Origin of the sequence: Variovorax sp. UC122_21 (genome assembly GCF_044056785.1) — a bacterium.
In the GTDB taxonomy this organism is placed as follows: Bacteria; Pseudomonadota; Gammaproteobacteria; order Burkholderiales; family Burkholderiaceae_C; genus Variovorax.
On sequence record NZ_CP172004.1, the window covers coordinates 5,052,387 to 5,076,635 of the forward strand.

Annotated in this window: 19 protein-coding genes and 1 pseudogene; 7 read left to right on the forward strand and 13 right to left on the reverse strand. The window is 68.4% G+C overall.

Features of this window, described 5'->3' with window-relative positions:
- Positions 1-41: 41 nt before the first annotated feature.
- The 4 genes from msrP to ACHMXE_RS36555 all read right to left on the reverse strand — a co-directional run bounded on the left by msrP (position 42) and on the right by ACHMXE_RS36555 (position 5,481).
- Positions 42-1,052, reverse strand: coding sequence for a protein-methionine-sulfoxide reductase catalytic subunit MsrP (gene msrP / locus ACHMXE_RS36540; RefSeq protein ID WP_203204605.1), 1,011 nt, complete (start codon positions 1,050-1,052; stop codon positions 42-44).
- A 118-nt stretch (positions 1,053-1,170) separates the two neighbouring features.
- Positions 1,171-2,487, reverse strand: coding sequence for a c-type cytochrome biogenesis protein CcsB (gene ccsB, locus ACHMXE_RS36545; protein WP_057596014.1), 1,317 nt, complete (start codon positions 2,485-2,487; stop codon positions 1,171-1,173).
- The gene (locus ACHMXE_RS36550; protein ID WP_395348709.1) at positions 2,484-4,661 is read right to left on the reverse strand and encodes a cytochrome c biogenesis protein ResB; all 2,178 of its coding nucleotides are present in this window, start codon (positions 4,659-4,661) and stop codon (positions 2,484-2,486) included. Before ACHMXE_RS36550 ends, ccsB begins: the two co-directional genes overlap by 4 nt.
- Positions 4,662-4,797: 136 nt before the next feature.
- Positions 4,798-5,481: a cytochrome c gene (locus ACHMXE_RS36555; protein ID WP_057596012.1), complete on the reverse strand. Its 684-nt coding sequence runs from the start codon at positions 5,479-5,481 to the stop codon at positions 4,798-4,800.
- Between the two features lie 71 nt (positions 5,482-5,552).
- On the opposite strand from ACHMXE_RS36555, the gene yihA reads away from it, so the two are divergent.
- Both yihA and ACHMXE_RS36565 read left to right on the forward strand, forming a co-directional pair.
- A complete protein-coding gene (gene yihA / locus ACHMXE_RS36560) occupies positions 5,553-6,302 on the forward strand; it encodes a ribosome biogenesis GTP-binding protein YihA/YsxC (RefSeq protein ID WP_203204602.1) in 750 nt (249 codons plus the stop codon).
- A gap of 74 nt (positions 6,303-6,376) precedes the next feature.
- The gene (locus tag ACHMXE_RS36565) at positions 6,377-7,285 is read left to right on the forward strand and encodes an alpha/beta fold hydrolase (RefSeq protein ID WP_209544707.1); all 909 of its coding nucleotides are present in this window, start codon (positions 6,377-6,379) and stop codon (positions 7,283-7,285) included.
- On the opposite strand, the gene ACHMXE_RS36570 is transcribed toward ACHMXE_RS36565, so the two are convergent.
- Together ACHMXE_RS36570 and ACHMXE_RS36575 are read right to left on the reverse strand one after the other, a co-directional pair.
- Complete coding sequence (locus ACHMXE_RS36570; protein WP_057596009.1) at positions 7,275-8,159, reverse strand: lipid A biosynthesis acyltransferase; 885 nt, start codon at positions 8,157-8,159, stop codon at positions 7,275-7,277. The genes ACHMXE_RS36565 and ACHMXE_RS36570 overlap by 11 nt on opposite strands.
- The gene (locus tag ACHMXE_RS36575) at positions 8,156-9,052 is read right to left on the reverse strand and encodes a lysophospholipid acyltransferase family protein (protein WP_395348710.1); all 897 of its coding nucleotides are present in this window, start codon (positions 9,050-9,052) and stop codon (positions 8,156-8,158) included. Before ACHMXE_RS36575 ends, ACHMXE_RS36570 begins: the two co-directional genes overlap by 4 nt.
- A gap of 221 nt (positions 9,053-9,273) precedes the next feature.
- Here ACHMXE_RS36575 and metK point away from each other — a divergent pair, with 221 nt between their 5' ends.
- On the forward strand, positions 9,274-10,455 hold the full coding sequence (metK, locus tag ACHMXE_RS36580; protein ID WP_203204598.1) for a methionine adenosyltransferase: 1,182 nt from the start codon (positions 9,274-9,276) through the stop codon (positions 10,453-10,455).
- Positions 10,456-10,467: 12 nt separating this feature from the next.
- Here the strand turns inward: metK and ACHMXE_RS36585 are convergent, their stop codons facing one another.
- On the reverse strand, positions 10,468-11,898 hold the full coding sequence (locus ACHMXE_RS36585) for a sensor histidine kinase (RefSeq protein WP_395348711.1): 1,431 nt from the start codon (positions 11,896-11,898) through the stop codon (positions 10,468-10,470).
- A complete protein-coding gene (locus tag ACHMXE_RS36590; RefSeq protein WP_203204596.1) occupies positions 11,895-12,569 on the reverse strand; it encodes a response regulator transcription factor in 675 nt (224 codons plus the stop codon). Before ACHMXE_RS36590 ends, ACHMXE_RS36585 begins: the two co-directional genes overlap by 4 nt.
- Positions 12,570-12,730: 161 nt before the next feature.
- Between ACHMXE_RS36590 and ACHMXE_RS36595 the strand changes: the two genes are divergently transcribed.
- Genes ACHMXE_RS36595 through ACHMXE_RS36605 form a run of 3 tightly spaced genes read left to right on the forward strand, consistent with a single transcriptional unit; the run spans position 12,731 to position 15,467 of the window.
- Positions 12,731-13,741, forward strand: coding sequence for an ABC transporter substrate-binding protein (locus tag ACHMXE_RS36595; RefSeq protein WP_395348712.1), 1,011 nt, complete (start codon positions 12,731-12,733; stop codon positions 13,739-13,741).
- 2 nt (positions 13,742-13,743) lie between these two features.
- Positions 13,744-14,562, forward strand: a complete 819-nt coding sequence (locus ACHMXE_RS36600) for an ABC transporter ATP-binding protein (protein WP_395348713.1) — start codon at positions 13,744-13,746, stop codon at positions 14,560-14,562.
- A 29-nt stretch (positions 14,563-14,591) separates the two neighbouring features.
- The gene (locus tag ACHMXE_RS36605; protein WP_057596003.1) at positions 14,592-15,467 is read left to right on the forward strand and encodes an ABC transporter permease; all 876 of its coding nucleotides are present in this window, start codon (positions 14,592-14,594) and stop codon (positions 15,465-15,467) included.
- A 63-nt stretch (positions 15,468-15,530) separates the two neighbouring features.
- Here ACHMXE_RS36605 and ACHMXE_RS36610 read toward each other — a convergent pair whose 3' ends face one another.
- From ACHMXE_RS36610 to ACHMXE_RS36625, 4 genes and pseudogenes are all read right to left on the reverse strand, one after another.
- Positions 15,531-17,669 carry a TonB-dependent receptor domain-containing protein gene (locus ACHMXE_RS36610; protein ID WP_395348714.1) on the reverse strand — a complete coding sequence of 713 codons (2,139 nt, stop codon included), beginning with the start codon at positions 17,667-17,669 and terminating at the stop codon, positions 15,531-15,533.
- Between the two features lie 90 nt (positions 17,670-17,759).
- On the reverse strand, positions 17,760-17,969 hold the full coding sequence (locus ACHMXE_RS36615; protein ID WP_203204591.1) for a hypothetical protein: 210 nt from the start codon (positions 17,967-17,969) through the stop codon (positions 17,760-17,762).
- Between the two features lie 4 nt (positions 17,970-17,973).
- Positions 17,974-19,164, reverse strand: coding sequence for a PepSY-associated TM helix domain-containing protein (locus tag ACHMXE_RS36620; RefSeq protein ID WP_395352963.1), 1,191 nt, complete (start codon positions 19,162-19,164; stop codon positions 17,974-17,976).
- Between the two features lie 52 nt (positions 19,165-19,216).
- A pseudogene (locus ACHMXE_RS36625) lies at positions 19,217-21,327 on the reverse strand (TonB-dependent siderophore receptor).
- A gap of 213 nt (positions 21,328-21,540) precedes the next feature.
- Between ACHMXE_RS36625 and ACHMXE_RS36630 the strand changes: the two are divergent.
- Entirely contained in the window at positions 21,541-23,142 is a 1,602-nt protein-coding gene (locus ACHMXE_RS36630) for a phosphatidylserine/phosphatidylglycerophosphate/cardiolipin synthase family protein (RefSeq protein ID WP_395348715.1), read from the forward strand.
- Positions 23,143-23,151: 9 nt separating this feature from the next.
- Here the strand turns inward: ACHMXE_RS36630 and ACHMXE_RS36635 are convergent, their stop codons facing one another.
- A complete protein-coding gene (locus ACHMXE_RS36635) occupies positions 23,152-24,198 on the reverse strand; it encodes a fimbrial protein (protein ID WP_395348716.1) in 1,047 nt (348 codons plus the stop codon).
- Positions 24,199-24,249: the final 51 nt, after the last annotated feature.

A 24,249-nucleotide genomic window follows, 5' to 3' on the forward strand; every position in this document is an offset into this window, starting at 1 on the left:
TCGGGTCGCGCCCCCGCGGGTTGCAGGGGTGCGCGCCCGCCTCAGTAGTTCTTCTTCAGGTCCATGCCCGCATAGAGCTGGCCGACCTGCGCTTCGTAGCCGTTGAACAGAAGGGTCTTGTTGCGCTTGGCGAACAGGCCGCCGCCGTCGCCGATGCGGCGCTCGGTCGCCTGGCTCCAGCGCGGATGGTCGACGTTCGGGTTCACGTTCGAATAGAAGCCGTACTCCTGCGCCGCGGCCTTGTTCCAGGCCGTGCTCGGCTCCTTCTCGACGAAGCGGATCTTCACGATCGACTTGGCCGACTTGAAGCCGTACTTCCATGGCACCACGAGCCGTACCGGCGCGCCGTTCTGGTTCGGCAGCACCTCGCCATACATGCCGAAGGCCAGCAGCGTGAGCGGATGCATTGCCTCGTCCATGCGCAGGCCCTCGGTGTAGGGCCAGTCGAGCACGCGCGAGCCGACGAAGGGCATGGTCTTGGGATCGGCCAGGGTCACGAACTCGACGAACTTGGCGTTGCCCTGCGGCTCGACCTTCTTGATCAGCTCGGCCAGCGAATAGCCGACCCACGGAATCACCATCGACCAGCCCTCGACGCAGCGCAGCCGGTAGATGCGCTCTTCCTGCGCGCTGAGCTTCAGCAGGTCCTCGATCGAGTACTTGCCGGGCTTCTTCACCAGCCCCTCGACCTCGACGGTCCAGGGCCGGGTCTTGAGCGTGCCGGCGTTCTTGACCGGGTCGCCCTTGTCGGTGCCGAACTCGTAGTAGTTGTTGTAGCTCGTCGCGTCCTTGTAGTCGGTGAGCTTTTCCATCGTCTGCGCACCGGGCACCGCGGACTTCGCGCCCGGCAGCGCTTCCAGCTTGTTCGGCCGCGCCGTCTGGGCCAGCGCCTCGCGGCCCGCGAAGGAAGCCAGCGCGGCGCCGGCCGCGCCGCCCGCCATCAGCTTGAGCAGGTCGCGCCGGCCTTCGTAGAGGGCGCGTGGCGTGATCTCGCTGGACAGCGGGTGGATGAAGCCGCTGTTGCGGCGCGACGGACGGGAAGGGAAGGACATGACGGGCCTTTCGCTGGAATCGTTGTGTTCGGAAGGTAGTTCGTGGCTCCCCCCGATTCGGTTACGCGCACGCGGGGCGCGCGGTTTCAATTCTTCGCGAAAGGCCGCCGGCGCGCGCCTACAAGGTGCCGTAGCTGTGCAGGCCGCTCAGGAACATGTTGACGCCGAGGAAGGCGAAGGTGGTGACCGCCAGCCCCGCGAGCGCCCACCAGGCCGCCACGGTGCCGCGCAGGCCCTTGACCAGGCGCATGTGCAGCCAGGCCGCGTAGTTGAGCCAGACGATCAGCGCCCAGGTCTCCTTCGGGTCCCAGCTCCAGTAGCCGCCCCAGGCATCGGCGGCCCACAGCGCGCCCAGCACGGTGGCGATGGTGAAGAAGGCGAAGCCGACCGCGATCGACTTGTACATGACGTCGTCGAGCACCTCGTTGGCCGGCAGGCGTGCCGCGATGCGCTTGCGCCCCAGCAGGATGCCGGCCGCGATCAGCGCCGAGATCGCCGCATAGGCCACCCAGTAGCTCCCACCGGCTTCCTGCACGCGCTGGCGGAACGCCACCGGCACGAAGCACAGCGCCATGCCCAGCAGCCAGATCGGCGTGAGCTTGTACCAGCGGGTCTCGCCCGCCTGTTCCTTCACCAGGTAGGCGAAGGCCACCATGGCCGCGAGCGAGAAGGTGCCGTAGCCGATGAAGTTGGCGGGCACGTGCAGCTTCATCCACCAGCTCTGCAGCGCGGGCACCAGCGGCTGGATCTCGTGCGCCTGGCGCACCAGCGTGTACCAGAGCAGGAAGCCGACCGCCGCGCTCACCACCAGCATCACGAAGGCGCCGAGCGCGCGCGTGCGGTAGTGCTCTTCGTAGTAGAGATAGAACGCGGCCGTGAGCCAGCAGAACAGCACGAACACCTCGTAGAGGTTGCTCACCGGGATGTGGCCGATGTCGGGGCCGAGCTGATGGCTTTCGTACCAGCGCACCATGGTGCCGATCAGCGCCATGGTGATGGCGGCCCAGGCCAGCCGCGAACCGATCGCCTCGAGCGCGTCGCCCTGCTTGCCGCCGAAGAAGCCAAGCCAGTAGAACAGCGTGCTCATGAAGAACAGCACGCTCATCCAGAGGATGGCCGACTGGCTCGAGAGGAAGTACTTGAGCCAGAACACGGTGTCGGCACGCGCCAGGTCGCCCTGGTAGGACGCGATGGCCAGCAGCGAGGCCGCCGCCACCACGATCGCCAGCACCCGCAGCGGGCGCCAGAACCAGCCCATGGCGATCACGCAGATCAGAGCGCCCACCAGGATCGGCTTCTCGTAGGAATCCATCGAGCCCGCATGGCGCGCGAAGGCGAACAGGCCGCCCGCGAGCACCAGCGCCGCGAACACCCAGTCGAACAGGTTGCGCCGCGAGAGCCAGCTTTCGTTGAGCGTGAGGGTGGTGGTGTTCATGGTGAGGCGGGCTCTTCTTTCTTCAGGGCGAGCAGCTTGTGCTTCAGGTGCTCGAACTCCCGATCGCTGTCGATGGTCTTGCGATTGACCGAGAACGCCATCGTCGCGGCGGTTTCGGTGGTGTTGTCTCCCGGGGCGCCGGCGGGTGTCAGCCACACCCAGAGCCGGCGCTCGCGCACGTACAGCATGGCAAAAATCCCGACGATCAGCAACAGACAGCCCAGATAGACGACGTTCTTGCCAGGGGCGCGCGCCACCTGGAACACGCTGGCCTGCACCTGGGTGAAGTCGGTCATCATCATCGCGACCGGGGCCGGGTAGAAGTGGGCGTCGCTCAGCGCGATCACCGCCTGCGTGAGGAAGGCCTGCGACTTCTCGTCGCCCGGCAGCGCCGCGAGGCCCGCGCCTTCGCGGCTGAGGTTCAGCACCTCGTACAGCACGTCGTTGAGGATGCGCACCAGCACCGCGCCCGCGCGCTCGCGCTCGGCCTCGGGCACGTTGCTCTCCATGAACTCGGCGATCGCCTGCCAGCCGCCCGCGGAGGCAGCGGCATCGGCGCGCGCGGGCTCGCTGCCCGCGAACAGCGCCAGCGCGCGCGTGGCCGACACCCGCAGCTGGTCGGCCATCTCGGGGCGCTGCGGATCGCTGGCCTTCGCGATGTAGCGCTCGATGGCGCGCGCGCGCATCGCCGGGTCCTCGAGCGTGGCGCGCATGCGCACGAAACCGTCCATCGAGCCCTGCTCGTCGGCCGGCACGCGCAGGTAGCGGAACGGCTCCTCGGGCTTCTCGCGCATGCCCAGCAGGAACACCGGCTGGCCGTCGCCGGTGTCGACCGGCACCATGTAGTTCTGGTATTCGCGCGCCTGGCCGGCCGCGTCGCGCAGCTTGTAGCCGATGCTCGGGCCGATGTTGCGCAGCACCTTGGGCTTGTTGGTCTTGTTGGCCGCGCCCAGGCGCGACTCGATGTCGTGGCGCAGGTCGACCTTGCGCACGTCGGCGCCGCTGCCCATGGCGCCGCCGTCGGCGAAGTTCTCGACGTTGATCACGCGCAGCGCGGCGAATTCCAGCGTGAGCTTCTCCTTGCCGTTGGTGATCTCGCTGCTCGGGCCGCCGATCACGCCCTCGACTTCGAAGGGTTTGGCCGCGGCCGCCATCGGCACCGCCTTGAGCTTCACCGTCGAGCCGCCGTCGTCGAAGCTCGACTGGTAGATCTCCACGCCCTTGTAGCTGGCCGGATGGTTGACCTCGATGCGCGCGGGCACCTGCGCGCCGGTCTCGCGGTCGTGCAGCACCACCTCGCTCGCGAACAGCTTGGGCATGCCGGTCGAGTAGTAGTCGACGATGAACTTCTTGAGCTCGATCGAGAACGGCAGCTCCTGCAGCAGCACGCCATCGGCCTGGTTGAGGATCGCCACGCTGCCCTGCCCGCCCTCGGGCACCAGGATGTTGCCGCGGAAGGTCGGGTTGCCGGCCGACAGCCGGTGCTGCGGCGGCACGTCGGCGATCATGCCGCCGCCGGTGAACACGCTCTTGCCGTTGAACCAGGTCTGCGCGCGCACCACCAGGTCGCCGTCGAGCAGGCCGCCGATGCACACCAGCACGATCGCGCTGTGCGCCGCGATGTAGCCGAGCTTGTGCGCGCCGCCGGCACGCGCGGCGACCATCCAGCCGGCCGGCGTCTTGCCGTCGCCCGTGGCCTCGCGCTGCTGCAGCTTGACCTTCCAGCCGCCGCTCACGAGCAGCTGGCCGATGCGGTTGGCCGCCACGTCGGGCGTTTCGCCGAGCTGCGTCTGCGCGCGCTGGCCGAAGGCCTTGAGGCTCTGGGTGCGGATGTCTTCCTTGAAGGTGCGCAGCTCGACCACGATGCGCGGCGTGTTGCGCACAATGCACAGCGTGGTGCTGATCACCAGGAACAGCAGGATCAGCAGGAACCACCAGGCGCTGTAGATCGAGTCGAGCCGGGCGGCGCGGAACACCTCGGCCCAAAACGGCCCGAACTGGTTGATGTAGTTGTTGATCGGCTCGTGCTGCTTGAGCACCGTGCCGATGATCGAGGCGATGCAGATGATCGTGAGCAGCGCGATCGCGAAGCGCATCGACGACAGCAGTTCCACCGCCGCGCGAACCGCTTGCGGGCCGCGATGGACGCGAAGGCCATGAGTGGAGACTGACATCGATTGCTGGAGAAGGGAAGAGAGGAAAAAAGCGTCCGGAAGAAGCGAAACGCAAAAGGGCGGGCCATCCTGCTGGATCGGCCCGCCCTCTTTTGGGGTTGTTGTCGGCGGTTAGTTCACGCTCGCGCGTGCGGGATCAACGCAGACCGGCGATGTAGTCGGCCACGGCCTTGATTTCGCGGTCGTTGAGCTTGGCGGCCACGCCGGTCATCACGGCGTTGTTGGCGCGCACCGTGGCACCGTCGCCGCGGAAGGCCGTGAGCTGGGCCGCCGTGTAGTCGGCATGCTGGCCGCCCAGGCGCGGGTACTGCGCGGGCATGCCGGCGCCGTTCGGGCTGTGGCAGCCGGCACAGGCCGGGACCTGACGGTCGGCGATGCCGCCGCGGTAGATCCGCTCGCCCAGGGCGATGGTGTCCTTGTCCTTCGAGAAGCCGGGCTTGACCTTCTTCGAGCCGACGAACCAGGCGATGTTGCGCATGTCCTCCTCGGACAGCGCCGAGGCCAGCGGCTTCATGATCGCGCTCTTGCGCTTGCCGGACTTGAAGTCCTCGAGCTGCTTGAGGATGTATTCGGGGTGCTGCTGCGCCAGCTTGGGGTTGGCCGGGATCGCCGAGTTGCCGTCCGCGTTGTGGCAGGAGGCGCAGCTCTGGCTGTTGGCCGGGGTTGCATTGAAGATGGTGTCGCCCTTGGCCGGGTCGGGCTTGGCCTTGACCGGTGTGGTCGGTGCGGCTGCCGTCTCCTCGGCAAAAGCACCTGTGCTGACTGCGGTACCAGCGATCCCCACGAGGGCCGCAAGCAGAAAATTGGCAAACAACTTCATATCGGGGGCTCGAATTTATTGGCGCAAAACCCCGCGATTCTACAATGGCGCCCCGTTCCGAAAGCCCATTGATGACCACGCCGTCGCGCAAGAGCACCGCATTTCCTTCCCGCGCGGCCCCCGCCCAAGACCCCGAGACCGTCGAACGCGAACGTGCCGCGCTGGGCTGGCTGCACACCGCGCACTTCCTGACCAGCGCCCCGCAGCTCGAGCACCTGCCGCCCTTCGACCTGCCCGAGATCGCCTTCGTCGGCCGCTCCAACGCCGGCAAGTCCACCGCCATCAACACGCTCACGCAGCAGACGCGGCTGGCCTTCGCCTCGAAGACGCCGGGCCGCACGCAGCACATCAACCTGTTCGGCATCGGCCGGCAGAAGGTCGACGACGCGGTGCTCGCCGACCTGCCCGGCTACGGCTACGCGGCCGTGCCGCGCGAAGCCAAGCTGCGCTGGCAGCGCGTGATGGGCAACTACCTGATGACGCGCGAGAACCTGCGCGGCGTGGTGCTGATGTGCGATCCGCGCCACGGCCTGACCGAGCTCGACGAGATCCTGCTCGAGGTGATCCGCCCGCGCGTCGAGCAGGGCCTCAAGTTCCTGGTGCTGCTGACCAAGGCCGACAAGCTCACCCGCTCCGAGGGCGCGAAGGTGCTGTCCATCGTGCGACTGCAGGCCGGCGGCGGCGAGGTCAAACTGTTCTCGGCACTGAAGAAGCAGGGCGTGGGCGAGGCGGCGGAGCTGCTGTCGCGCTGGGTCCACACGGCCGAGCCGGCCGCCGACCCCGCGCCTGAACCCGAGCCCGAGCCGCCCGAAGAGTCCTGAGGCAGACCCGGCTGCAGCGGCCGTCCCTTCTGCCTGATTCACTATTGAAACGATAGCAAAGAGGAGACAGACGCATGATCGAGACCTTCCAACGCAGCCTGCCCAACGGCATCACCCTGAGCTGCCGCGCCGCCGGCGAACCCGGCCGCCCGCTGATGGTGTTCCTGCACGGCTTTCCCGAGGCCGCGTTCATCTGGGACGAGCTGCTCGCCTACTTCGCCGACCCCGCGCATGGCGGCTACCGCTGCGTGGCGCCGAACCTGCGCGGCTTCGAGAAGTCGAGTTCGCCCACCGAGGTGGCCGAGTACAAGGCCCACCTGCTGATCCAGGACATCCAGCAGCTGGTGGCCACCGAGAGCCAGGACGGCACCATGGCCGCGCTGGTCGCGCACGACTGGGGCGGCGCCTTCGGCTGGGGCTATGCCAACGCGTTCCCGCAGCAGGTCGGCAAGCTGGTGATCATCAACTCGCCGCATCCCGGCACCTTCACGCGCGAGCTGCGCAACAGCCCGGCGCAGCAGCAGGCCAGCGCCTACATGAACTTCCTCGCGCGGCCCGATGCCGAGGCCCTGCTCGCGGCCGACGACTTCAAGCGCATGTGGCCCTTCTTCCTGCTGATGAAGGCCGGCCCCGACGGCTTCGGCTGGCTCACCGAGGAAGTGAAGCAGCAGTACCGCGAGGTCTGGAGCGCCGGCCTCACGGGTGCCTGCAACCTCTACCGCGTGACACCGATGAAGCCGCCGCTGCCGGGCCAGACCATCGACGGCATTCCGGTGCTGCCGCGCGAGCGGCTGGTGGTGAACGTGCCCACCTTCGTGTTCTGGGCGCTCGACGATGCCGCGCTGCTGCCGGGCCTGCTCGAGGGGCTCGACGAGTACGTGCCCGATCTCGTGGTCAAGAAGGTGCCGGGCGCCACCCACTGGATCGTGCACGAGCAGCCGCGGCTCGTGGCGGGCGAGATCGAGGCCTTCCTCAATAAATAGGAGGGTCGCCTTCGGGACGCGTCTTGAAGCGCCGGTGCACCCAGTAGTACTGGGCCGGCATCGGATCGATGTAGCCCTGCAGCCGCGTGTTCATCAGCGCGGTGTCGGCCTCGACGTCGTCGGTCGGGAAGTTCCGCCAGGTCTCGAGCACCTCGATCTCGTAGCCGCCGCGCGTGAGCTTCGCGACGATCGGCACCACCTTCGCCTTGCCCAGCCGCGCGAAGCGCGAGAGCGAGGGCACGGTGGCGGCCTGCACGCCGTAGAAGGGCACGAAGATGGTCTGGTCGCGGCCGAAGTCCATGTCGGGCAGCAGGTACAAGAGCCCGCCCTTGCGCAGCCCCGCGAGCACCGGCTTGATGCCGTCGACCCGGTTGAGCGCCGCCACGTCGCCGAAGCGCGTGCGGCCTTCGCGGATCCAGGCATCGACCATCGGGTCGCGCTGGGTCGTGTAGATGGTGGCCGAGGGCCGCGCCGTGTGCATCGTGAGCGCGGTGGCCGCGGCATCGAGGCCGTAGAAGTGCGGCGCGAACAGGATCATCGGCGCGCTGCCCTCGGCGATCTCGCGGATCTCCGACGCCGCGCCCACGATCTTCAGCCGGCTCGCCACCACCTTCTCGGGCGCATGCCAGAGCCAGCTGCGGTCGAGCCACGACTGCGCCACGTAGACGAAGCTCTGCTTCGCGATCGCGCGCCGCTCGGCCTCGGACTTCTCGGGGAAGCAGACCGCGAGGTTGGTGTCGACCACGCGCCGGCGCGGCAGCGCGATCGTGTGCAGCACGCGGCCCAGGAAGGCACCGAAGCCGCGCACCAGCGGCAGCGGCAGCGGCGCGATCGCGCGCATGAAGCCGATGCCCAGACGGGAACCCAGGCTCATCGCGCCGCCCCCCCGGCCTCGGCCACCACGGGCGCATCGCCGCGCGGCTCCTTGTAGCGCGCGTAGTCCCACACGTACTGGCCCGGCAGGCTGCGGATCAGCCGGCCGATGGCCTCGTTCATGGCCGCGGCCGCATCCTCGAGCGAGGCCTTCGGGTCGGTCAGCGCGGTGCCCACGATCGGCTCGAAGCGGATCACGTAGCCCGCGCCGCGCGGCAGCCGTTCGCAGACGCTGAGGAAGCAGGCCGCGCCGGTCTGCTGCGCGAGCCGCGGCAGCAGGCTCATGGTGTAGGCGGGCCGGCCCAGAAACGGCGCCCACACGCCCTGCCCCAACGGCGGCACCTGGTCGGGCAGGATGCCGGTGTAGCCGCCGCTGCGCAGCGTGCGCATCAGGCCGCGCACGCCGGTGATGCTGGTCGGCAGGGTCTGCAGGCCGGGCCGGTCGCGCGAGCCGGCGGCGATGAGCTCGGCCATCCACTTCTTGCGCGCGGGACGGAACAGCGCGGTGATCGGGCCATAGCGTTCATGGAAACGCTCGCCGATCGCCTGGCCGCACATCTCCCAGCTGCCCAGGTGGGGCGCGACCAGGATCACGCCCTTCTTCGCCTGCAGCGCGGCCTCGAAGGCCTCGACGCCCTCCCAGCGCAGCACGCGCGGCAGCACCGTCTCGCCATGGGGACGCAGCCAGAGCCAGGGCAGCTCGGAGGCCATCTTGCCGGCCGCGGCGATGGCCGGGCGATAGGCGTCGGGACCGAAGCCTGCGCTCTGCGCATCGGCCCGGAAGCGCCTTCGGTAGTCGGGCGCCAGGGCCCAGACCAGCCATCCGAGCCCCGCGCCGAACCAATGCATCACGGGCATCGGTACGCGGGCGAGCAATCGGAAGAGAGCGATCATGGACAGGTCGGGAATGGGGTCAAGGACGCGCGCGCACGGTTTGGCGCGGCTCGAATAGAATCGAAATTGTCGCCGAGTTACGGAACAACTTGCAGGGCGACAAGCACAGGCGCCGCATGGCGATTGTGCCCGCCGATGGCTCATCGGCAATCTGCTAAAGCGTTCGCCAGGGCTCCGCAGAGTTGGCAACGCGCCAAACCACTTCAAGGAGCTTTGAACAAATGGCGAACGACTTCCTCTTCACTTCCGAATCCGTCTCCGAAGGTCACCCCGACAAGGTGGCCGACCAGATCTCGGACGCCATCCTGGACGCGATCTTCGAGCAGGACCCACGCAGCCGCGTGGCCGCCGAGACGCTGACCAACACCGGCCTCGTGGTGCTCGCCGGCGAGATCACGACCAACGCGCACGTCGACTACATCCAGGTCGCGCGCGACACCATCAAGCGCATCGGCTACGACAACACCGACTACGGCATCGACTACAAGGGCTGCGCGGTCATGGTCTGCTACGACAAGCAGTCCAACGACATCGCCCAGGGCGTCGACCACGCATCGGACGACCACCTGAACACCGGCGCCGGCGACCAGGGCCTGATGTTCGGCTACGCCTGCGACGAAACGCCCGAGCTGATGCCCGCGCCGATCTACTACGCGCACCGCCTGGTCGAACGCCAGGCCCAGCTGCGCAAGGACGGCCGCCTGCCCTTCCTGCGTCCCGACGCCAAGAGCCAGGTGACGATGCGCTACGTCGACGGCAAGCCGCACAGCATCGACACCGTGGTGCTCTCGACCCAGCACAGCCCCGACCAGAGCGAGTCGCCGACCAAGATGAAGGCCTCGTTCAACGAAGCCATCATCGAGGAGATCATCAAGCCCGTGCTGCCCAAGGAATGGCTGCAGAACACGCGCTACCTGATCAACCCGACCGGCCGCTTCGTCATCGGCGGCCCGCAGGGCGACTGCGGCCTCACCGGCCGCAAGATCATCGTCGACACCTACGGCGGCGCCTGCCCGCACGGCGGCGGCGCGTTCTCGGGCAAGGACCCGTCGAAGGTCGACCGCTCGGCCGCCTATGCCGCGCGCTACGTGGCCAAGAACATCGTGGCCGCCGGCCTGGCGCGCCAGTGCCAGATCCAGGTGGCCTACGCCATCGGCGTGGCCCAGCCGATGAACATCACGGTCTACACCGAAGGCACCGGCGTGATCCCCGACGAGAAGATCGCCGAGCTCGTGCGCGAGCACTTCGACCTGCGTCCGAAGGGCATCATCCAGATGCTCGACCTGCTGCGCCCGATCTACCAGAAGACCGCCGCCTATGGCCACTTCGGCCGCGAGGAGCCCGAGTTCACCTGGGAAGCGACCACGCAGGCCGCGGCCCTGCGCGCGGCCGCCGGCCTCTGAGGCCTAACCCGTCTACCCCGCGTTCTCCGCCGGCCCCGCCGGCGGAAAACGCGCCGTGACCAGCAGCCCGCTCGCCTCGCGCGGGTTGGCTGCCAGGTCCACGTCGGCATCGAAGGCCCGCGCGATCTCGCGCACGATGGCCAGCCCCAGCCCCGTTCCCTCGCTGTCCTGCGCCACCCGGTAGAAGCGCTCGAACACGCGTTCGCGCGCCTCGGCGGGAATGCCGGGGCCGTTGTCCTCCACGCTCAGCACGACCGCGTCCGCGGTCTCGCGCACGCCGAGCGTCACCCGGCCGCCCTCCTGCGTGTAGCGCAGTGCGTTGTCGAGCAGGTTGGTGACCAGCGCATCGAGCAGCGCCGGCTGCGCCCGCACGAAGGCCGCGTCGGGCGCCTCCAATCCCAGGTCGATGCGGCGCCGATCCGCCAGCGCCGCGAGCTGCTCCACGCAGCGCAGCGCCACCGCCGCCAGGTCGACCCGCTCGAGCCGCGTGTGCGCATCGCCGTGCTCGGCCTGCGCGAGCAGCAGCAGCTTGTTGGTGACGTCGACCAGCCGCCGGTTGCTGGTCTGCATCGCAAGCCACATCGCATCCATGTCGGCGCGGCGCGTGTCCCATTCGCCGCGGTGCTGGCGCGTGTAGCGCGCGTACTCGATCTGCGAGGCCTGCATCGCCAGCGGCGTGCGCAGCTGGTGCGCCGCGTCGGCGATGAAGCGCCGCTGCGCCTCCGAGTGCGCGCGCAGCTGCGCGACGAAGCGGTTGATGGTGTCGGCCACCGGCCGCAGTTCGGAATGCAGCGCGCCGGGATCCACCACCAGGTCCAGATGCAGCGGGTCGCGCTGCGCGAGCTGCTGGCTCAGCCGCACGATGGGCCGCAGCTCCAGCGTCAGCGCCGCCACGGCGAGCGCGATGGCCAGCGCGAGCGCGATCAGCAGGTACTCCATCGACGGCCACCACAGCGTGCGCAGCATGTGGTCGCGGCTGCGCTCGGTCTTGCCGACGGCGATGGTGATGTCGCGCGCGCCGCCGATCTCGTACATCGAGCGCGTGGTGACGACCGCGCGCAGCGGCAGGCCCGCGAATTCCGTGTCGTACCACTGGGCGCGGTCGACGCCTTCGGGCTTGCGCCGCGCGGGCAGCGGGAAGTCGGCCGAGCCGGCCAGCACTTCGCCGTTGGCGCCCGTCACGCTGAGGAACACGCGGTCGTGCTCGGGCGAGACGAACAGGCTCAGCGCCGACGGCGGCACGCTGGCCTGCACGTCGTTGTCCTCCCAGATCAGGCGGTCGGACAGCACCTTGGCCGAGGACAGCAGGTCGTGGTCCTGCACGTAGTCGGCCACCTCCGCCGCGTTGCGCCAGTTGAGCCAGCCGCAGACCGCGACGAACAGCGACAGCGGCAGCAGCAGCCACAGCGCGAGACGCAGCCGCAGGCTGGAGCGCTTCTTCATTCTTCCTGGCGCGTGCGCAGCAAATAACCCACGCCGCGCAGCGTGATGATCGTCGCCTGGCTGGCCTCGAGCTTCTTGCGCAGGCGGTGGATGTAGATGTCCACCGCATCGGCGCTGGGCTCGTCGTCGAGGCCGAAGATGGCGTCGATCAGCGCCTGCTTCGACACCGTGCTGCCGGCCTTGAGCATCAGCGTCTCGAGCAGCGTGCGCTCGCGCGGCGGCAGCGCCAACTCGTCGCCGGCCAGCGCGAACTGGCGCGTGCGCAGGTCGTAGCGCAGGTCGCCGCAGGCGATGTCGTTGGCCTTGCCCGGCATCTGCCGGCGCACCAGCACCTTGATGCGCGCCACCAGCTCGCGGATCTCGAAGGGCTTCACCAGGTAGTCGTCGGCGCCGATCTCCAGGCACAGCACCTTCTGGTCGAGCGAGGCGGTGGCCGTGAGGATGATCACCGGCACCGTGTCGCCGCGCTCGCGCAGCCGGCGCAGCACGGCCTTGCCCGGCAGGCCCGGGATGTTGAGGTCGAGCAGCACCACGTCGTAGCCGGCCTGCGCCAGTTGCAGGTCGGCGGCCTCGCCGTTGGCGACGTGGTCGACCACGAAGTCCTGTTCGCGCAGCAGGCTGGAAAGCCAGTGCGCGAGTTGCGGGTTGTCTTCGATCAGCAGCAGCTTCATGCGGTCGGCGGGAGTGGCCGTGGATTCTAGGAAGGGTGGTGGCCACCGCACGGGCCTAGGGATAACCATGAGGAATCGCGCGCGGCGCCGAAAGCTGGCCGAAGGATGGCGATTCCTAGACTGGCCCGACCGAACAACCTCGACCGGAGACACCCGACCCCATGTCCGCCACCCGCCGCACCCTGCTCGCCGCCGCCCTCTGCGCCGCCTTCGCCACGCCTTTCGCCCAGGCCGCCGACGCGCCCATCACCATCATGGTGGGCGGCATCAACAAGATCATCTACCTGCCGGCCAAGCTCACCGAGGCGCTGGGCTACTTCAAGGACGAGGGCCTGAACGTCGAGCTGCAGTCGCAGCCCGCGGGCGTCGACGCCGAGAACCAGCTGATCGCCGGCGCCGTGCAGGGCGTGGTCGGCTTCTACGACCACACCATCGACCTGCAGAGCAAGGGCAAGGAGATCCAGGCGATCGCCGTCTTCTGCAAGGTGCCGGGCGAGGTCGAGCTGGTCAGCACCAAGGCCGACGCGGCCGGCTTCAAGGGCATGGCCGACGCCAAGGGCGGCAAGACCCTGGGCGTGACCGGCCTGGGCTCGTCGACCGACTTCCTCACGCGCTACCTCGCGGACCGCGCGGGCGTGGCCTCGAAGGACTACTCGCTGCTGCCCGTGGGCGCGGGCAACACCTTCATCGCCGCGATGAAGCAGGACCGCATCCAGGCCGGCATGACGACCGAGCCCACGGTGTCGCAGATGGTCAAGAGCGGCGACGCGCAGGTGCTGGTCGACCTGCGCACCGAGGCCGACACGGTGAAGGCGCTCGGCGGCCTCTATCCGGCCGCCAGCCTCTACGTGCAGAACACCTGGGCCGAGTCGCACAAGGCCGAGGCCGGCAAGCTGGCGCGTGCCTTCGCGCGCACCATGCAGTACATCCAGTCGCACAGCGCCGAGGAGATCGCCGAGAAGGTGCCGCGCGACTACTACGGCAACGACAAGGCGCTCTACGTGCAGGCGCTCAAGGCCTCGCTGCCGATGTTCACCGCCGACGCGAAGATGCCCGCGGGCGGCCCCGAGACCGTGCTCAAGGTGCTGGCCACCTACAAGCCGCTGGTCAAGAGCAAGAACATCGACCTGTCGAAGACCTACAGCAACGCCTACCTCGCGGCGGCGAAATGACCATGCGCCACGGCACTCCCTCCTCCGGCGGCGGCCACGTCGCGGCCACCTCCGCGATCGACTTCGACGACGTGTCGCTGCGCTTCATCTCGCAGGACGGCAATGCCACGGTCGCGCTGCGCAACTTCAGCATGTCGGTGGCGCGCGGCGAGTTCGTCGCCATCGTCGGGCCCACGGGCTGCGGCAAGTCGACCACGCTCAACATGATCACCGGCCTGCTCAAGCCCACCGTCGGCAACGTGCGCGTGATGGGTCAGCCGGTGACCGGCGTCGATCCGCGCATCGGCTTCGTGTTCCAGGCCGACGCGGTGTTCCCCTGGCGCAGCGTGGAGGACAACGTGGCGGCCGGCCCGATCTTCCGCGGCAAGCCGAAGAAGGAAGCGATGGAGCTGGCGCAGCAGTGGATCCACCGCGTGGGCCTGGCCAAGTTCGGCAAGCACTACCCGCACCAGCTCTCGGGCGGCATGCGCAAGCGCGTGGCGCTGGCCCAGACCTTCATCAACGACCCCGAGATCCTGCTGATGGACGAGCCCTTCTCCGCGCTCGACATGCAGACCCGCACGCTGATGCAGGACGAGCTGCTGCAGCTGTGGTCGAACAACGGCGGCAGCGTGGTCTTCGTGACGCACGACCTCGAGGAGGCGATCGCGCTGGCCGACCGCGTGTTCGTGCTGTCGGCGCGGCCCGCCACGCTCAAGCGCGTCTACGAGATCGACCTGCCGCGCCCGCGCGTGATGGCGCAGGTGCGCTACGACGCGCAGTTCATCGAACTGTCCAAACACATCTGGGACGACCTGCGCGAAGAGGTCGTCATCCAATGAACAACGCTGTCACCCCCTCCCGCACCGCCATGAGCACATCCGCCACCACGCCTGCCGCCGCGCAGCTTCCCTCGGCCCTCAGCGACGCCGCGCTCGCGCGCGAATCCGAGATCGCGCAGGCGGCCATCCGCGGCCGGCGCCGCATGATCATCGCGCTGCGGCTGGTCGTGCTGGTGGTCGCGCTCGGCGGCTGGGAGATCGCGGCGCGCCTGAAGTGGATCGACCCCTTCTTCTATTCGATGCCCACCATGATCTACGACCAGCTCGTGGAATGGATGCGCGACGGCACGGCCCAGGGGTCGCTGTGGATGCAGGTCGCGGTGACTCTCGAGGAGACGGTGATCGGCTTCCTGATCGGCTCCATCGCCGGCGTGATCTGCGGCATCGTGCTCGGGCGCAACAAGCTGCTGTCGGACGTGTTCAGCCTCTACATCCAGATCGCCAACTCGATCCCGCGCGTGGTGCTCGGCTCGATCTTCGTGATCGCGCTCGGCCTGGGCATGGCCTCGAAGGTGGCGCTCGCGGTGGTGATGGTGTTCTTCGTGGTCTTCGGCAATGCCTTCCAGGGCGTGCGCGAAGCCGACAAGTACATGATCGCGAACGCGCAGATCCTCGGCGCCTCGCCGCGCCAGCTCACGATGGCGGTGGTGATTCCCTCGGCGATGTCGTGGATCCTCGCGAGCCTGCACGTGAGCTTCGGCTTCGCGCTGGTCGGCGCGGTGGTCGGCGAGTTCCTCGGCGCCAAGGAAGGCATCGGCCTCCTGATCTCGACCGCGCAGGGCGCCTTCAATGCCAGCGGCGTGTTCGCGGCGATGATCGTGCTCGCGGTGGTCGCGCTGGCGGCCGACTTCCTGCTGAGTTCGCTCGAGAAGCGGCTGCTGAAGTGGCGGCCCGCGGCCTTCTGAAGCTTTCGGAGCTCCATCGCGACGGCGGGCAATGCCCGCCGTTTTTCATGGCGACCCGCAGGCTCAGAAGCGGTACGAACCGCTCATGCCCACCGTCCAGTTGCGCCCCGGCGCGGGCTCGAAATAGCGCGCATTGCCTTCATTGACGATGACCGAGCCGGCATAGCGGCGGTCGAACAGGTTGTCCACGCGCGCGAAGGCGTTGAACTCCCAGCGCTCCCACTTCTTGAGGTAGCCGGCATAGGCCGCCGCGACCGCGTAGCCGGGCGCGCTCGCGCTGTTGAGGTCGTTGGCCTGGATGCGGCCCAGCGCGCGCATCTCCACGCCCGCGCGCCAGCCCTCGGGCGGCACCCAGCCCAAGGAGGCGAACAGCGACTGCCGCGCGATGCCCGGGATGCGGTTGCCCGCGGCCACCGTGTTGGCGGCCGCGCACGGCGAGGGCGAGCAGAAGGCGTCGCGGTAGGTGGCATCGAGCCAGGTGTAGGCGAGCTGCGTGCGCCAGTGGTTCTCGGTTTCGTGCTGCCAGGCCAGCTCGAAGCCGTTGCGCCGCGTGCGGCCCGCGTTCTGGAAGGTGGCGCGGCCGCCGAGGTTGGTGTCGGTCACGATCTCGTCGCGCGTGCGGGTGCGAAACAGCGCCGCGGTCAGCAACCCGCCGCCGAGCCGCGCCTTGGCGCCGAGCTCGAGGCTGTCGTTGACCGAGGGCCGCAGCGCGAAGTTGAGCCCGCTCGCGCCGCCCGCGCGGTACGACAGCTCGTTGAGCGTCGGCGTCTCGAAGCCGCGGCCGATGGAGCCGTAGAGCGCGATGTCGCGCGTGGCCTGGAAGCGCAGCGAGGCCGCGGGCAGCGTCTTGGCATAGCGCGCGCTGCCGCTGTCGTCACGGTTGCTGCCGACGATGTAGCGGTCGCCCGAGTCGAAGTGCACGCTGCTGCGCCGCAGGCCGGCCTCGAGCGTCCAGCGCTCGGCGAAGCGCCAGGTGGCCTGCGCATAGGGGTCGAGGTTCCAGACCTCGTTGCGCTCGTAGCGCCGCAGCCGGCCCTGCACGCCGAGGATCTGCGCCGCGCCGCTGCCGAGGTAGTTCTCGTAGCCGCGGCGCCATTCGCGCAGGCTGTCGTAGCCCAGGCCCGCCACCAGTTCGAACGGACGGTCCGCCAGCGTGAAGGCGCCGGTCCAGCGCAGGTCGAGGCCGCCGTATTGGCGTGTGAGGTCGATCACTCCGCCCGCATGCAGCGGGTTCTGCTGCGCCGAGGGCGGGATCGACTGGTATTGCGTGGTCTTGCGCTCGCCGCCGTAGACCATCAGGCGCAGCTGCTGCGCCTGGCTCAGGCGGCGTTCGTAGAGCAGCCCGGCCTGGGTCTGCTCGACGGTCTTGCGGGTGTCGTACTGCACGGCCAGCGGCGCGAGCCGCGGCGCCAGCGCGTACTGGTCGGCCGTGAGGCCCAGCGGGTCCTGCGCATCGATGCGCACGCTGTTGACGACCAGCGTGAGCCGGTCGCCGTTGTCGAGCGCGATGCCGAGCTTGCCGTTGACGATGTCGCGCCGCGCGGCGCTGTGCTCGCGCCAGCCGTCGGTCTGGAAGCGGCTGGCGCCGAGCAGGTAGTCGACGGCGCCCTGCGAGCCGCTGGCCTGCAGCGACTGGCGCCAGGTGCCGTTGCTGCCGGCGGCGGCCGAATAGGCCAGCTTCGGCCGGCCTTCGCCCGAAGCGGTGAAGGCCTGCAGCACGCCGCCCGAGGAGTTGCCGTAGAGCGCCGAGAACGGCCCGCGCAGGATCTCGACGCGGTCGAGCGAGCCGATGTCGATGTTCGAGGTCTGGCCCTGGCCGTCGGGCAGGGTGGCGGGAATGCCGTCGACATAGAGCCGCACGCCGCGCACGCCGAAGGTCGAGCGCGCGCCGAAGCCGCGGACCGAGAGCTGCAGGTCCTGCGCATAGTTGAGGCGGTTCTGCACCTGCAGCCCGGGCACCGCGCCCAGGCTCTCTGAGAGGTTCACGCCGAGGCGGCCGTCGCGCATGGACTCGCCGTCGACGCGATCGACCGAGCCCGGCACGTTGAAGGGCGCGACCTCGCCGCGCGGCGTGGAGACGGTGATCTCGCGCAACGAAGCGCCCGCGAACGGCGACGGTGTTTCGGTCCCGGACTGCGCGCGCGAGGCCGTGGAGAGATCGAGCAGGAGACAGGCGACGGCGGCGGCGGCAACGGGTTTCATGCCGCCGATTCTGCGGTGTCGCGCGGCGGCCGGGCCTCGGGGTTTCTCACCGTGGCGCGCGGAACGCGCGCACCGGCACGAAGAGGCGAGCTACTCGCTGGCCGGACGCGGACGGCGCCAGCCGTACCACGCGCCCACCACGACCGGAATGCCGAGCGTGATCCAGGCCAGCACGTCGCCCAGGCCGCCGTCGCTGAACAGCGCCGAGATCAGGCCGAAGGTGGTGAGCAGGCCGAGGGCGATCGGCCAGCCCCAGAGGCGCCAGAAGCCGTGGTGCTGCGGATGCTTTGCTGCGGTCATGGGCTCAGGCCTTCAATGCGGGCGCGGGATCGGCCTGCGGTGCGCCGCCCTCCTCGCGCCGCGGACGTTCGGCGGCCGCCCTGGAAGCCGCCGCGGGCACGGTGTTGCCGCGCTTGAGCCACAGGTACAGGCCGCTGCCCAGCACGATGATGGTCGCGATGTCGAGCAGCGCCCAGAGGATCTGCATCGGCATGCCGCCGTAGTCGCCGAAGTGCAGCGGCTGCGACACCAGCAGCGCCGTGAGATACCAGGGCAGCTTCGGCGCCGCCGTGACCTGCGCGGTCTTCGCATCGACCAGCACCGGCTGCAGCAGCTTCGAGGTGAAGGGCTCCTTGCCCTGCAGGAAGAAGGTGGTGTGGTGCGGGCTCGAGAACGCGGTGCCCGGGAAGGCGATGAACGACAGCCGGTTGCCCGGCGCGTGCTGCATCGCCACCTCGTAGGAGCGCTGCACCGAGCCACGTTCGCTCACGGCGACCACGGGCTCGTTCTTGTAGGGGGCCAGCAGCGTGGTGAGCTGGTCGTACTGCCAGTACTTGATCACCAGGTCGGCCCAGGTGTTGATCATGCCGGTGGCGCCGACCACGAACAGCCACACCAGCGTGACGATGCCCAGCAGGTTGTGCAGGTCGAGCCACTTGAGGCGCGGCCGCTTCTCGCGGCGCACGGTGCCGAAGTCGAGCTTGCGCATGAACGGCGAATACAGCACCACGCCCGAGACGATCGCGACCAGCAGCAGGAAGCCCATGAAGCCGAGGAACAGCTTGCCCGGCAGGCCCGCGAACAGGTCGACGTGCAGCTTGAACATCACGTACATGAAGCCCTCGTCGAACTTCGGCTGCGCGAGGATGACGCCGGTGCGCGCATCGACCGCGACCGACTTGAAGTCGTCGGTGGGCGCGGGCGTGGGCGTGAGCGTGACGAACCACAGGCCGTCGTCGTCCTCGGGCTGCGAGGCGAACTGCACCACGCGGTCGGGGTGCTGCGCGCGCGCCACCTCGAGCACGCGGTCGAGGCTCACGCGCGGCGTGCCCGCGGGCATCTTCGGCGCCTCGACCTCGGTGCCCAGCAGGTGGCCGATCTCGTGGTGGAAGATCAGCGGCAATCCCGTCAGGCACAGCAGCAGCATGAAGACCGTGCACACGAGGCTGCTCCACTTGTGCACCCAGGCCCAGGTCTTGATCTTTCGGCTGTTCATCGACATGGCGGAATTGTCCCCGAGGCTCGGTGTGGCGGCGGCTCGAAAAGCCTCAGAACTTGTAGGTCGCGGTGGCGACCACGTTGCGGCGCGTGCCGTACCAGCAGTCGCCGCGGGCCAGGCAGGTGCTGAAGTAGACCTTGTCGGTCACGTTGTTGATGTTGAGCGCATAGCGCCACTTGTCCGACTCGTAGGCCAGCATCAGGTCGAGCAGCGCGACCGACGGCACGCGCGGGCCCGCGCCCGTGCTTTCGATGTCTCGGAAGCCGCTCATGTAGCGCACGCCGGCGCCGGCCGAGAAGCCCGTGATGCCGCCGACGGCGAAGCGGTACTTGCCCCAGACCGAGAACTGGTTGCGCGGCGTGTCGGTGAGCTTGGGATCGACCTCGATGTAGGTGTAGTTGGCGATCAGGTCGAGGTCGCGCGCGAGCGTGGTCTTGAGCTCGAGCTCGAGCCCCTTGTTCTTGCTCGAATCGACCTGGCGGCCGTAGTTCGGGTTGGTGCTGTCGGAGACGGTGCGGTTCTTTTCCTTGAGCGAGAAGACCGAGGCCGTGAAGCTGGTCGGCGAACCCGCGGGCTGGTACTTGACGCCGGCCTCGACCTGCTCGCCGCGCAGCGGCTTGAACAGCCGGCCATCGACGTCGGTGCCGGCCTGCGGCGTGAACGACTGGTGTAGCTCAGGTAGGGCGCCCAGCCCGAGGCCAGCGTGTACATCACGCCGAGCCGGCGCGAGGTGGCGGTGGTGGTCTCCGAGGCACTGCCTTCGGTCCCGGCCGTGCTGCGGTCGTAGCGCAGGCCCGCGACGAAGATCCAGTTGTCGAGCTTCATCTGGTCCTGCAGGTACACGCCGGCATTGCGCTGCGTGGTGCGGGGCTTCCAGCTCAGGTCGGTCACCGGCACATAGCCCAGGCCGTAGACCGGGGTGTAGGCGTCGATGGCGCTGTAGGCCGAGCCTTCGTACTTGTCCTGGCGCTGGCGCGAGTACTCGGCGCCCACCAGCAGCGTGTGGCGCAGGGCGCCGGTGTCGAAGTGGCCTTCGACATGGTTGTCGATGCCCGTCATGCGGGTCCAGGTCAGCGACTTGTCATTGATGCGGCCGATCACGCGCTGGCCGATCGGGTCCATGCCCCAGCCGCCGGGGATGCTGAAGAAATCGGCGTAGTGGTAGTGCGAGTCGTTGTAGGTGCGCGACATCCGGAAGTTCTGCCGGAACGTCCAGTTGTCGTTGAACTGGTGCTCGAACAGCCAGCCGAAGGTCTTGCGCTCGGTGTCGTAGCCGTCGCCGGGCTCGCCGATGAAGCGGCTTACGGGCAGCTTGCCGTTGGGGTTCGGCAGGATCGTGCCCTGCCACGGCAGGAACTGCGAGGTGCTGCCGGTCTTGTCCTTCTGGTAGAGCCCCTGCAGGGTCAGCGAGGTGGCGGCGCTCGGACGCCAGGTCAGCGAAGGCATGACCAGCGTGCGGTCGTCGGGCACGTAGTCGACCTGGGTGTCGGCCTTGCGCTGCAGCGCCACCAGGCGGTACGACCAGTCGCCATCGGCCGTCAGCGCACCGGTCAGGTCGGCCTGGATCTGCTTGCGGCCCCAGGAGCCGAACTGCACGCCCACTTCGCGCGCGGCCTGCGTCTGCGGGCGCTTGCTGACCATGTTGATCACGCCGCCCGCCGTGCCGGCACCGAACAGCATGCCCGACGGGCCGCGCAGCACCTCGAGGCGCTCGAGCGTGTAGGGATCGGGCCGCGCGGTCGCGGTGTACCAGCCCGCGGAGAAGAGCTGCAGCCCGTCGAGGTAGACCGAGGCATCGCTGCCGCGCACCTGGAAGTTGTCGGAGCGCGAGTCCAGACCGTAGGCATCGGAGCGCACGCCGGCCGCGTAAGTGAGCGCATCCTGCAGGTTGGTGGCGCCCTGGTCGAGGATCTGGTCGCGGGTCACGACCGTCACCGACTGCGGCGTCTCGGCCAGCGGCGTGTCGGTCTTGGTGGCGGTGGCCGCATTCCTCGCGCGGTAGCCGTTCACGGGCGTGGTCGCCGTTTCGGCCGGCGCCTCGACGCGGATTTCGGGCAGTGCCGTCGTGGCGGCCGTTTGCGCCAGCACCTGCTGGTTTGCGTAAATTGCCAGACACCCCATCAGCGCCAAGGCATTGCGCTGCGTCAACAAGACCGCCATTCCGACTCCACTCCTCATAGATATTAAGAACCATTCTCATTCTAAAACGGAGTAATTCACATTTCCGCCAAATCCGGGTGGGTTCGAGGGGTGCCGCCTGATCGTGCGCCTCGTGGTTTTGGCGCAACACAGCTAGCATCGGCGCGCGCCAGGCGCGGGATAGTCCCGTCAAGCTTCGCTTGCCGCCCCTGCAACATTCGCGCGCCCGCCGTCATGCACACCTCCCTCGCCTCCCGCTTCCCCGCCCTGCGCGGTGCCGCGGCATGGCTGTTCGCGCTGGCGGCCGCCTTCGTGCTCGCGGGCTGCGCGGGCCTGCCGCCGCGGGCCGCCGACACGCCGGTGCTCGCCATTCCGGCCTCCAATGCCACCCTGCTCGGCCGCGCCGCCGCCCATCTCGATGCGCCGCGCGACGGGCTGTCGAGCGTGCGACCGCTGATCGAGGCCGCGTTCGCGCTCGATGCGCGGCTCGAGCTGATCCGCCGGGCCCAGAGTTCGCTCGACGTCCAGACCTACCAGCTCGGCAACGACAAGACCGGCCGCCTGCTGCTGCGCGAACTGCGCGATGCCGCGCGCCGCGGCGTGCGCGTGCGGCTCCTGCTCGACGACTTCTATACGGCGGGCATGGACCCGCTGCTGCTCGGCCTGGCCGCCGAGTCGAATGTGTCGGTGCGGCTGTTCAACCCCTTCGTGAATGCGCGCGACCACTCGGCCACGCGCTGGATGGAGTTCCTCGGCGACTTCCGGCGGCTCAACCACCGCATGCACAACAAGCTGTTCGTGGCCGACGGCGCCATCGCCATCGCGGGCGGGCGCAACCTCGCCGACGAATACTTCCTGCGCAGCGAGGTCGCCAACTTCATCGACTTCGAACTGCTGATGGCCGGCCCGGTGGTGGCCGAATCGGCCGCGGTCTTCGACACCTACTGGAACAGCGACGTCGTCTACCCGATCGAGACGGTGGCCATCAACCACCGCACGCTGGCCGTGCTGAAGGCCGACTTCGAAACCGCCACCTCGCTGCGCTTCGCGCCCTGGCCCGATCCGCCGGGCGACAGCGACGTGCTCGGCGATCCGCCGCTGGGCCTGCAGCTGCTGAACATCCCCACCCTGCAATGGATGCGCGCCGACGCGCACGCCAGCGCCGACAGCCCGAACAAGGCGCTCGGCGTGATGCGGCACCCCACCGAATCGGTGGCGCAGCGCTTCCACGAACTGGCGGCCACCGCGCGCTCGAGCGTGCTCGTGATCTCGCCCTATTTCATTCCGGGCGACGAAGGCATGGCGCGCATCCGCGAAGGCCGGCGGCGCGGCGTGCAGGTCAGCGTGATCACCAACTCGCTGGCCGACAGCGACGAGCCGCTGGTCAACATCAACTACAACCGCTACCGCGTCGACATGCTCAAGCTCGGCGTCGAGCTCTACGAGGTCAGCACCCAGCAGCTCAAGCGCAGCGGCCAGTTCCGCGACCTGCTGAAGAAGGCGCGCGGCCGGCTGCACGCCAAGCTCGCGCTGATCGACCGCGAATGGGTGATGTTGGGCTCGATGAACCTCGACCCGCGCTCGGCCCTGCTCAACACCGAGTTCGGCGTGCGCGTGCGCAGCTTCGACCTGACCCAGGCCCTGCTCTATGCCTACCAGCTCGACGACATCGAGGGCGTCTACCGCGTCGTGCTCAAGCCCGATGGCGAGAACGTGCAGTGGATCGGCACGGGGGACGTCAACAACGAGGTGCTCGACAGCGAGCCCGATTCGAGCATGCTGACGCGGTTTCAGCTGCTGCTGTTCTCGTGGTTCGTACCGACGGATCAGCTGTGAGCGCGGGCGCTATTGGTAGGTGAGCGTGAAGGTCGCCATGCCGTTCGCCTGGCCCGGCGTCACCTTGTCGGCGGTCTGGATGTAGCTCGCGGAGAAAGGCACGTCGTAGATGGTGCTCACTGCGGGACCGACCTGCATGCTCTCGCCGAACTTGACGAGCTCGTTGCGCTGTTCGTTCTTGAGCCGGATGCCCACGCCGCCGGCGACCCCGACGCCCGGGGTGATCTTGAGCACGCCGTCGCCGCCGGCCGGATCCCGGGCGCCATCCATGCGCAGGCTCACCATCTTGTTCTCGCTCACGCCAGCCTCGCAATCGAGCTTGATCGTGAACTTGCGCTCCTCGGCCGTGGTCCCCCGCCCGCTGAAGCTGCTCATGGGCACCTTGCCGAAAACCACGGGGATATTCTGCGATCCGGCGTCCACGGTACAACTCGGCGTCACGACCGTGATCCCATTGGCCTCCACGTAGATATTGATGAGGGATACCTGGTCGTCCCCGAAATATCTCGAGTAGAGGCCCGGGGCGATCGGACCACTGCCCGTCCTCGGCTGGAATTTCTTGATCTGAACGCGCACCGTCATGTTGGGATCGAAAAAACCCACGATCGGACTGGTGCCACTCGGATCGCTGCCGGAGAAGGAATACGGATAAGGAACATCTCGGTAGTTCCCGCTCCCCCCGCCGTCTCTGTCCTGTCGCGAGAGCCGCATCGCGACGCCGGGGATGTTCGTCGAGTACCAGGAGTCTCCGAGCGCCGTTATTCCTGTCTTGTCGATGGTGCCCGTCAGTAGCGCCGTATATTGGCAAAGAAACGGCCGAATATTTCCCGGAATATTCATGGGAAATGTTTGATCGACATACACCTTGTTGATCGGATCGCTCGCACGCATCACGATGGTCTGGCCCACCTTCAGGTACACGTTGTTGATGGGGAAATCGGGATTCCGGCGGCAGGCAGCCTCGGCGTCTTTCGCCATCAGAAGAAAAATCGCCGCCAGAAGAAGCGGGGGGCTGCACGCCGAGCGGCGCGCAACGGTTGTGCCCGGCCTGCGCATCGGCCATCCGGAATCTGGGTGGGGTTCACATTCAATCCTTCATCATTTCCG